An 11024-nucleotide genomic window follows, 5' to 3' on the forward strand; every position below is an offset into this window, starting at 1 on the left:
CTATAACTTTAGCTGCATCAAAGCCAAAATGAGGAGTAAATTGAATTCTATAGGTCGTAATGGGAATTCGCATAGTTAAATAGAGATAATTAAGTTGTGATTAATTAAATTTTAAAAGTTTATGTTGAACAGATAAATATCTGTTTGGCAAATATTTAGGAAAAGCATAAATCTGAAAATTTCCTAGTTTGGTTAAATATGAAACTACTACTTTATCTAATGCCAAAGTCAAAACTATAAGTATAAGTAGATTAAATTCTATAATGAATGTAGTCATGGAAATTCCCATAGTTAAATAGATATAATTATAGCAGTTTTCACTCATATTGACTACAAAAGTCCAGCCCCCGCTGCCTTTCAGGCAAAATCTCTGTACTCTATGACACATGAAAACTGCTATAAGTGTTGATTAATTAGTTCTTAAAAGTTCAAAATTTTACGTTTAACAGAGAAATTTTTTTGAAACATTAAACTGTATATTTATTTTTCATGTAGTCCAAATATAGTTAGGGCTTGCTGATTATCTCAAAGCATTTACTGATATAAGTTTTAGCTTTTTTAGGTCTTGAAAAAGTACCTGGTTTTCAGCTCCAATAGCTCAAAAAGGAGCGCATTTTGGGCAAGATAGGGGAAGAACAATCTTGGGACGATTTTTCTGATTACCTCTTCTATAATTCTCATTCCTCCTGACTTCTGGATTCTGACTTCTGAATTCTGGCTTCTCATCTGAAAAAAAGACTTTTTCAGCAAGCCCTAGTTAAAAATTGATAGTAGTTAAGCTTCAATTAAGAGAAACGCCTAATTCCCGAAAGAACCCGGAGCAATGCCTGACAATAGCATGATTATTCTTTAGTGATTCTGCCAAGGTAGAAGATGTTTGTTTGTCGCCAAAATAATAATAAATATAAGCAATTGCCAGTTTCATAAGTCCTTTCATTAAATCCTTGTTAACATTACCGAAAAAAATACAATCATCAAGTACCTCCATAATTTTATTAATTGCATCTATTTTCTCCGCAATACTAAAATCATCTTCTGCAAGTTTACTAAGAATAACTGATGGTATTTATTGAACTACTTTAAAATATATAACACCATTAATTACACGATCAAAAAGTTCAATATAGGGCAGAATTATACCAGTAGAATAAATTAGCCAAGGAAGTCTCGAACTAGAAAAATCTTGATTAACAACAATAGTTTGATTGACACAGAAATCAGGAAAAAACTCTTTGACAATGTGTTGCCATACTTTTAATTTTTTTGCTATATCAATGTGAATAATCTCAATGGGTTTATGTAACCATGACAATGTAGTAATATCTCCATCACAAACATTAACATAGTCAATCAAAGTCTTACAATTTTTTTGAAATATGTGTAAGTAGGAGTCTTGTTTTTGAGCTTCTCTAGTATTTTGGAAATAAATTTGTCCTCCTCTAGCTGCAACTTTTTGTTTTGGAGTTGTAAAAGCATCATAGGCATAAATTCTAGATTTTTTCTCTAATACTTGTTGATTTTTTGATAATCCCAAAGCAAAGGGATATACTGTTCCTGCTACTCCTGAACCAAGATCGACTATTTCTCATGCACCAGAGTAAAGGCAACGAGCGAAATACTGAAGAACTTTTCTTTCCCTTATGGAAGTCATGGAAGGAGGTATTTTTTGAAAAATTGGAAAAGACTCAGAAAAAACGTTTTTTGGGAAATTTATCATTAGTTTTTAAGTATTACATTACCATCAATTATAGGTTATTTTAGCCATCATAACTTTTAAACCTAAAAATCAACATTTGGCGATCTTCAAAAAGAATACCATTTTCAAAAAATACTGCTACAGTGCTTTATTCTGTTGCTAGGAATCTAGAGATTAATACTGTAGCGACCTTTTTGGAATTTGGTATAAAATCAATTATCGCGCAAAAATCATCAATTATTTCCGCTTACTCCCTACTCCCTACTCCCTCTTTTCCGGAGATATCTAATGTATATTCTCTGCGGAATGCTCCAATCAAGTTTCATAAAGAGCAAAGCTTAAAGGATTAATTGTCACGGCTTGTCCAGATAATAATTTTTCAGGTAAAACAGCACCTTCTCCCATCCATTCTCGGTCTGAGGAATTAATCAGCTTTTGCCAATTTCCTGTAGGCAGTTGAGGTTCAAATGTGACAGACTGCTTTTCAAAATTCATCAGACTCAATACACTACTTTTTTCTCCCCACCTGTGAAGCAATAAGACATTTTTATCTGCCAAACTTTGTACTTCTATTTGAGAGGTTTCAAGTTTAGCTAATACTGGATTTTTTTTCCGTAGCTCAATTAACTGTTTATAAAAAGAACGTAAAACTCCATATTTACCTTCCCTAGATTTTTCCCAATTTAATTTAGAGTCCATAAATACTTTTTCACCTTGAGGATCGGGTACTTCTCCAGACCAGTTAAAAGACTTAAATTCTTCTGCTCTACCTTTTCTCACTGCTTCAACTAAATTAGGATCTCCATGACTAACAAAATACATAAAAGGATTTTCTTCTCCATACTCTTCTCCCATAAATAACATTGGTACAAATGGAGAAATTAAAACTGCTCCTGCTGCTAATTTTAATCCTTCAAAATTCACTAGAGCTGATAATCTTTCTCCAATTAACCTATTACCTATTTGGTCGTGGTTTTGAATACAAACTACAAATTTTTCTCCAGCAAAACCAAGGGTTGAATTACCATGATTTCTCTTACGGTGAGGTGAATATTCTCCTGTATAAACATATCCTTGTTTGTAAGACTTTTTCAGAGATTCTATACTCTTAAAATCAGAATAATATCCAGAACTTTCTCCAGTTAAAAGACTATGTAAAGAGTGGTGAAAATCATCACACCATTGAGCATCGTGACCAAACCCTCCATTCTCTTTTGAACGTAAAACTCGCACATCATTTAAGTCACTTTCCGCAATTAAATAACGTTTCCAACTACCATTTTTACTAAACTCTTCTACTCGGTCAGCTAACTGTTGTAAAAAAGGTTCGGCACTCATGTCATAAATGGCATGAATAGCATCTAAACGTAAACCATCAATATGATATTTATCTAACCAATACAAAGTATTTTCAATAAAAAAATTACGCACTTCATTACTATATGCGTCGTCAAAATTAACAGCATTACCCCAAGGAGTATGATATTTATCTGTAAAATAAGGACCATAATCCCAGAGATAATTACCTTCTGGACCAAAATGATTATAAACAACATCCAAAATTACAGAAATGCCCATTTGATGACAAGCATTAACAAGTTCCTTTAGACCATCCGGCCCACCATAAGAATCTTGGACACCATATAGATAAACTCCATCGTAGCCCCAGTTGCGATCGCCTGGAAATTGGGCAACTGGCATTATTTCTATAACGTTTATCCCTAAATCTTTTAATTCTGGCAACCTGGGAATTATGGCTGCAAAAGTTCCTTCGGGGGTAAAGGTACCGACATGAAGTTCATAGATAATCATTTCTGCCAAGGGGATACCTTGCCAAGAACTATCATTCCAGGTAAATTTTTGATGGTCTACTATTTTTGAAGGACCATGTACTCCTTGGGGTTGCCAGTTAGAGGCAGGGTCTGGTCGGTCAGTTTCTCGGTCTAATTGATAGAAGTAGAGAGTTTCCGGGTCAATGTCTTTTGCTTCTCCTTGCCAATATCCCCATTCATTTTTTTGAAGTTCTATTATTTTTTCTTGGGGATGAACAATATGTACAGCTAACTTTTCTCGTAGAGGTGCCCAAACAGTAAATTGGCATTTATTTGTTTCTGCTGAATAATGGCTACCAATTATCATAGATTTATAGATTCTTAGGACGTTGAATTTTTCACAATAATGTTGTCTAATTTTAGACTACATTTTTATCTGTTAATCGATTAACCTCTTAAAATAAAATTGCTTTTTTGAAAAAAAATTCTAAATTCTCCTTTTCATGTTAGCTAAATTATCCAAAACTACAACGTTATAGTTATGACTGTCTCATTAGTGAGTACCACCGAAGCAGCTTTTCTCTTAAATATCTCTACAGGTAGATTGCGTTTTCTACTAAATACTGGCCGAGTTATAGGTGCGCGTAAAGTCAAAAGACTTTGGCAAATTCCCCTAAATCATAGAGGAATGCCAGAAATTACACCTGGTCGTCGAGGTCCAGAACCAACTTGGAACAAAAATCAACGCACAGGGAATACTTTTATCCATGTTCTGCGAAAGACTATAGACTATAATCGAGACCATGGAACTTCTCATACAGCAGTCGCCGTCAAAGTAGGAGGCAAAAAAGATTATTGTCACGCGGTGAAAATTCACGGACCTTGTCAAATAGTCTATCAACCTCATAAACCTAATACAAGTCAAGCCGGAGGTGCCCGTCTGTGGATTGAAGTAGAACCGGGAAATATAGTAGAGCGAGTATATTTCAGTAACGGAGATTATGGTCCACCTCCGGAGGTGATTCAGCAGCGGGCAAAACAAAAAAATCGGAAGGCTAAACACTGTGTATCTGCAACGTTATAGTTTTTGACTACTATATATGGTGTTTTTGGGTGAATTTTGGGAAAGGTGTGTGGCGATCGCTCATCCTTATCTATAAATTCTCTTAAGGGAAGATAAGAATATTACAACGGTTTTCATTCTGGTAGACCACTGTAGAGGCGAATGGCTATTCGCCCCTAGAGAATAGTGTCTAATAATCAATCCTCATCTTGTGCCAATTCTGTAATAGGCAGAATTGAAATAGCAGGAGTTCCTTCTTCATTCCTGGAAACTTTTTTGATATTTTCAGCAATCCAGTGGAACAATTCAGGGAAACCATTGAGCGACTTGGATTGTGGTTGTAGAGAAGCAATTTCTCTTAGGTTAATCATATCTACTCCCTGAACACCGACTAGAAAAAAATTGAGTTTATTTGCCTCTGCCGCTTCTTTAGCACGCTGTGTTGATTTTTGCCAATCCTTATCAATATATTTGCCAATTTGGGTCAGTTGGAGGAAAACCTATAATATAAAATAACCAAGGTTTTTGAGAGTCCTGAATATTATTGCTTTGGTAATTATCCTGATAATTGTCTATTTTTTGCAATGCTAAATTAATTCCCTCACCTATCATAGTTTCTCCTTCAGCTTTGAAAGGAGATGGAGCAAATCTATCCATATTCACAAAATTTTGAATTCCTTGCCCATTACTATTAGAAGTGATGATGGCTAATTCCACAGATTGGGATATTTTGCTACTCGGTTCAAATTCTTTTTTAAAAGCAGCAATTCCAGCATTTAAGGAATCAATACGTTCACCAGACATAGAACTAGATGTATCTAATACCAGAACAACTGGAATCTTAAGTTCAGCAGAATTTGCTGGTAAACTTTTCTGTTCTGGGTTTGGGGGAAGGGAATTTTTTGTTTCTGGTTTGGAAAGTAGCGGTGTGGATGTTCCTTGGTTAAGCTGAAGGTGACCTGCAAGTCCAGTTAAATGTTCTATTTGTAATAAATTCAATAAATTTGACGCAGAGTCTCCTGAAGCATTATTATTACCACCAGTTACCATAATTTGAGGCAAAGTAATTTTCGCTTGAGTCAGTGCATCTGCCCATTTTCTTTGTGTTTCTATTTGAGCATAAAGTTCGGGACTAAGAGCAGCAATTCTGGCACGAAGATCATCAAGCTTTATTTGACTAATTGTTTTTTCTTGAGCGGCTCTAATATCTAGCTCTTTCTGATATGTTTCTAAATCTAATTGTTCTTTCTGTGATTTAGAATAAGCATCGATTTGAGAAACTTTAGACCTTATTTCAGCATCTCTTACTAATATAATTTCTTCTCTATCTTTTTCTGCTTTAGTAAGTACCCCACGTTGTTTTTCTGCTTTGGCTTTTGCTTCAGCTTCTTTTTCCTCTTGCTTTTGTTTCTCTACTCTTTGTCTATGTTCATCTAATTCTTTAGGTAAATTAACTTCATCAATAACAGTGTCACATCCTTCAACACCAATTTCTGCCAGACGATCGTTGATATATATTTTTGCTTCCTCTTGACAACTAGCTCTTCCTTCTTGAAATTCAATAGCAGTTTTACCTGTAGCAGCTTGTCTAAAATAACTAGAAACGACTCTTGCCAATACACGAGAAACTAGATTTCTAATAGCTGGATATTTAACAACAGTTTGCTCAAATTCATCAGTATAAGATTTTTTGTCTTCTTCTCCGTCAGAACCAACTAGGAAAATCATCTTAGGAGCATTTTCAGGAGCAATACGAATAATTTGAGTAAACTGTACAGAAATTTCATAACCATCCAATGAAATTAGCTTAATTGTTTTCAATTCATAATCATAATTAAAACGATTTTTTTTCTCATCTGACCAGTTAAGTATAATTTGGGTAGTTGGAACTCGCTTCACTTCTTTAACTCTGGTATTAATAGGATAAGTATTAGCTGTAAGAGGTTTGTTTTCAACTCCCTTGTATCCAGGATCAACTAATTGATATTTGGAGCTACTCTGCTCATCATCATGTCTGTTGTATTTTTTTCCAACAGAAGAGATAACAACTCCTACTTCTTCTTGCTCAATTTTAGTTACTGGTACTTGCTCAACTTTGACAAACCAAGGATTTAGATTCCACTCTCCTTCTTTCAAAACTTCTTCTTGTAAACCTCTTTCTCCTGCTAAGTCTAAGAATTTATGCCCATCTTGATAATTATTATGTCCCTCAATTTCTCGTCCGGCAATTTCGTCTTTAGGGAGAGTTTTTCCAGTCATTGTAGTTACAATGCCAATCTTATCTTTATCAATTTTGCAAACCTTTAAATTCTCTGGATGTTCATTATGTTCATGGGCATTATCAGTAGTAATTACAGTAAATAAATCAGTATTAATCTTATATGTTCCTGTAGTCAGAATAGCAAGCTGCTTACCTTTTTGTCCTCCACTATTTAGAAATGCTTCTGCATCTTGAAAATCATTACATTCTACTACTTTGCCTAATATTTGTTCGACTGGCATTAAAGCTCCATAGTTAGCTATCACCAGTCCTATTTCTCCTGGACGAATCTTAATTAAAGGAACTTTTCGGACATTGAATATTTCAGTATTAATATAGTATGTATTTGCTTCTAGATGAACAAGTTGTTTACCAGCTTGACCACCTTTTTCCAAAAAACTTTGTGCATCCTGAAAATTATCACAATCAACTTTTCTACCAAAGTTTTCACCCTTTTCCAAAGATTTTCCATATTTAGCTTCAACCAAACCAATTTCATCTTGATTAATTGTAGTAACTTCGCCTGTCTTAATGTCATATATCAAAGAAGAATATTTCCAATTTAATCCAGTAGAGATAACTTTAGCTTCAAGACCTGGAGGAAGGCCGAGAGAAGAATTTAAGGCAAATTTATTGTATAAAATTCCAATTTCATTAGGTTGAATCTTAAGTCTTGTTCTCCAGATAACAACTACTACTGCTATACCACCTATAAGAATAAGTAGGAAAATTGCTGCGATTGCTATTCCTGGAACTTTTGCTAAAACAAGAGTTGGTGACTGGGTGTTTAGAGAACTTTTTACTTGCTGGGTAATTGGGGTTGATAAATTTGTGTTTGAAAGCTTTGAAGGAGAGAAATTTTCATCGATCAATACTCTATTAGATTCCTCTGCTAATGCTTGTGTTTTAGGTTTATTTGCCAAATTCAAAGAACTAATAGTAGCTATGATTAGAAGGGTAGCTGCTTTTGCCAAAATCAGGTTTTTTTTCATATTTTTAAATCCTCATTTAGTTAGATTAATTCACAAATAAATAAACGTGGTAAGAAATGCTCAAAAGTTTCTTTCCACAGATTCCATTTAATCTCGTAATTTTTCGGATTGGGAAAACTTAAAGAAGGAAGATGCCCTGGCATTGCTTTACTAGAAAAATTAAAGTTATCGTACTTTTTTATCCAGTTTTTACCATCATACCAACCGATAGATTTGGCAAATTTATTCTGGTAAATTGTAAAATTAAATTCTCCTTGCCTGCCTTTACATTCGCACCAAATTTTTGCTTGTACACTGAAACCAAAATTACCGTTGCTGTATTTAAACCAAAGTTTATCTATGGTTTTTAACGCTTCATCAGGTATTTTTTTTATTTCCTCACGGTTTAGCCATGTTATCAAATCTCTATTTTTAGAAAAATGATTAGAACTTTCAATACTGTCAGCAATTTCTATCATTAATCTCATCGTTTCTAAATCAGCTTCTTTCCACTTTTGTTTTTGCAGAAAATTTTCTAATTCATCATAAATTTCTGGGTCTAAATTTTGTTTTAAAATAGTGGTTTCTTCGGTTTTTTCTACAACCTGCTGACCTGTAGGTGATTTTATAGGAGGGGGAGATATTGGTGGTATTGGTGGGTATAGTGATGGTTTATATGTACGAGAAAAATTAAATTTTTTACTCTTAGCTTGTTCTGATGTATCTCTAATTTCTTTTACGAAGGTAAGACCTGGACTTTGCTCGTGTAACTTACTAAAAATTTTATATAATTTGTTTATATCTAGACCATTACATTGACTTAAAAAATCAGATACAATTACTCGCGGAGATTCATTTGGCTTCAAGTTACTAATATCAAACCCTCCTCGTTCTAGAAATTCTATCAAAAGTCTCTGATCTCTTTTATAAACTTGCAAAAGCTCCTTAATAATTTCCCCCTCAATATCCTCATATTTGCCTCTTCTTTTCCTAATCTCCTCTAGAAGCTCTTGAAATAAACTAGCCATAAATAATTTCTCATCCCTCTATTTTATTAATCACTTGTTCTTGAAGCATCAAGCTTTTTACCTTTAAAGGTTTACTACCTGGATTTTTTTTACTCAAAGCATTAAATATTTTAGCTTGTTGCTTTAATTCCTGACCAGAAAACCTCGTTAAAAAGTCAGAAATAATAACTGGTACAGCTTCATTAGTGCGAAGTTCTCCCACAGGAAAATCAGCAGAAATATGTGCTAAAAAAAGTCGGGTATCTTTCTCATAATACTTATAAAGCTCATCAGCTAAAACTTCATCTGTAATCAACCCACTTGCTTCTAACTTTTCCCTATATGGTTCAATCAGAAAAGGAAGATTTTCTTCTAAATCAGGACTAGATAGTAATGCCGTATTTTGAGCCAGAATATAAAAACAAATTTCCATTCCCAAGATAAATTGTTCTCTTAATTCTTTGATTTCACTTCTAGCTATAAATATCTCTTCAAGAACTTCACGGCTCAGGTTTTGCCCTTGATTAATCATTTCGTCTAGTTTAGCTTCACGTTTTTCCATTTGTTCATCTTCATAGAGACTAAGAACACCGTCAAAAGGAGCTGCAAAAGGACCAGCAAATGTACGAGTTGCCTTAGCGATAGCTTTTAGATAGTTTTTTGCCATTTTTATTGAAGTACCAGATTATTTTGATTTTATTCAACACGAATAGAAAAATCTATTCTTTATCCTTTAGTCTTAACAGACCACAGATATGGCAATCAGGAATGAGTTGTGAGAATTGAAGCGTTCCTTAAAAGTGCAGAATATAGCAATTATTACATTAATATGATACGTTTTTTTCTTATTCTCTGTTGCCTGTTGCCAGATGAGCTGTTGCCTAAAAGTTTCCAATATCTCACAACTCAAATCATATTGCTATATATAATACCTAAGCTTTAAATTCTTTCTTCTCCCATGTTGATTTGTTGGTGGCAATACTTATATATATCACTCGGTAAATTACCAATTCCAGATAACCTACTAATTAAAAATCAATTTGAACAGAAAATTAAAGGAATGATTGTTTCATTCATTGGGTGCATCTAAATTTTGAATAAAGCCAAAAAGTTATTGCTTTTTCCTTAAAAGCAATAGACAACAGGGAATAGAAAAAAAGTATTTTTACAAATATTGAATCGACCAAGAGAAAATAATTTTTTTCCTTTTAATCAATCCTATCCCTTTTAGGGATAGGTAAATAAGTAGACAAAATTATTTGTATATAAATTTGTTTTTTATCCTTTGATATATATAACAGAGCAATCAAAAATGCACAATTAATTTTGTCCTGGTACTTAATTATCAATTATCCATTATCAATTATCCATTAATTACAAACGCCTTAAAACAACAATTGAACGTTCCATCACAGGAATAGGAACTTCACCTTGATATTGCTTACCATTTTCCACAAAGCGAGATTTACTCGTATCAACAATAACTACCCAACTTCTATCTTGAAACTTAGGAGGAATTGTAAAATCTATTAATTCATAATGAGCATTAAAAAATATCATAAAACAATCATCAATAATCCTTTCCCCACGCTCACCACTAGCAGGAATTTCTTCTCCATTTAAAAAGATTCCAATAGATTTAGCAAAATCAATATTCCATTGTTCCTCAGTCATTTCTCCACCATCAGGATTATACCAACCTATATCACTCACATCCGAACCATGAATAGCACGACCTTCAAACCACTTACGTCTATGAAATACTGGATGTTGACAACGGAAATAAATTAACTGTCGAGTAAAATCTAATAAATCTGAATTTTCTACCTGTAAATTCCAATCCAACCAAGAAATTTCATTATCCTGACAATAGGCATTATTATTACCTTTTTGCGTCCGCCCAAATTCATCTCCACCTAATAACATTGGTACGCCTTGAGACAACATTAAAGTTACTAAAAAATTACGCCTTTGACGGTTCCTTAAATCCAACACTTCTTGGTCGTCAGTTTCTCCTTCTTCTCCAGAATTCCAAGAACGATTATGTTCTTCTCCATCATTATTTTCTTCCCCATTTGCTTCGTTATGTTTTTCGTTATAACTAACTAAATCATTCAGAGTAAAACCATCATGGGCAGTTACAAAATTAATACTCGCATGAGGTAACCTACCATTAGAAGCATATAAGTCAGAACTACCTGTAAAACGATAAGCAAATTCAGCTAATGTTTCCTCTTCTCCTCGCCAAAAATCTC

General features: G+C 33.7%; 8 protein-coding genes and 1 pseudogene. 1 reads left to right on the top strand and 8 read right to left on the bottom strand.

Going from position 1 to position 11024, the window contains the following annotated elements:
- Positions 1-781: 781 nt before the first annotated feature.
- From AC3DU7_RS13505 to treZ, 3 genes are all read right to left on the bottom strand, one after another.
- Positions 782-937: a hypothetical protein gene (locus AC3DU7_RS13505; RefSeq protein ID WP_488039858.1), complete on the bottom strand. Its 156-nt coding sequence runs from the start codon at positions 935-937 to the stop codon at positions 782-784.
- A gap of 129 nt (positions 938-1066) precedes the next feature.
- Complete coding sequence (locus AC3DU7_RS13510; RefSeq protein WP_488039859.1) at positions 1067-1534, bottom strand: hypothetical protein; 468 nt, start codon at positions 1532-1534, stop codon at positions 1067-1069.
- 477 nt (positions 1535-2011) lie between these two features.
- Complete coding sequence (treZ, locus tag AC3DU7_RS13515) at positions 2012-3835, bottom strand: malto-oligosyltrehalose trehalohydrolase (RefSeq protein WP_488039860.1); 1824 nt, start codon at positions 3833-3835, stop codon at positions 2012-2014.
- 174 nt (positions 3836-4009) lie between these two features.
- Here treZ and AC3DU7_RS13520 point away from each other — a divergent pair, with 174 nt between their 5' ends.
- Complete coding sequence (locus AC3DU7_RS13520) at positions 4010-4552, top strand: DNA-binding protein (RefSeq protein ID WP_488039861.1); 543 nt, start codon at positions 4010-4012, stop codon at positions 4550-4552.
- 176 nt (positions 4553-4728) lie between these two features.
- Here the strand turns inward: AC3DU7_RS13520 and AC3DU7_RS13525 are convergent, their stop codons facing one another.
- The 5 genes and pseudogenes from AC3DU7_RS13525 to AC3DU7_RS13545 all read right to left on the bottom strand — a co-directional run.
- On the bottom strand, positions 4729-4902 hold the full coding sequence (locus AC3DU7_RS13525; protein WP_488039862.1) for a hypothetical protein: 174 nt from the start codon (positions 4900-4902) through the stop codon (positions 4729-4731).
- Positions 4903-4993: 91 nt separating this feature from the next.
- On the bottom strand, positions 4994-7783 hold the full coding sequence (locus AC3DU7_RS13530; RefSeq protein WP_488039863.1) for an SPFH domain-containing protein: 2790 nt from the start codon (positions 7781-7783) through the stop codon (positions 4994-4996).
- A 20-nt stretch (positions 7784-7803) separates the two neighbouring features.
- Complete coding sequence (locus tag AC3DU7_RS13535; RefSeq protein WP_488039864.1) at positions 7804-8790, bottom strand: GUN4 domain-containing protein; 987 nt, start codon at positions 8788-8790, stop codon at positions 7804-7806.
- Between the two features lie 10 nt (positions 8791-8800).
- Positions 8801-9436, bottom strand: coding sequence for a hypothetical protein (locus AC3DU7_RS13540; protein ID WP_488039865.1), 636 nt, complete (start codon positions 9434-9436; stop codon positions 8801-8803).
- Positions 9437-10143: 707 nt separating this feature from the next.
- Positions 10144-11024: pseudogene (locus AC3DU7_RS13545) on the bottom strand (glycogen debranching enzyme); the annotation flags it as partial.

It is taken from the genome of Okeania sp., assembly GCF_983059655.1.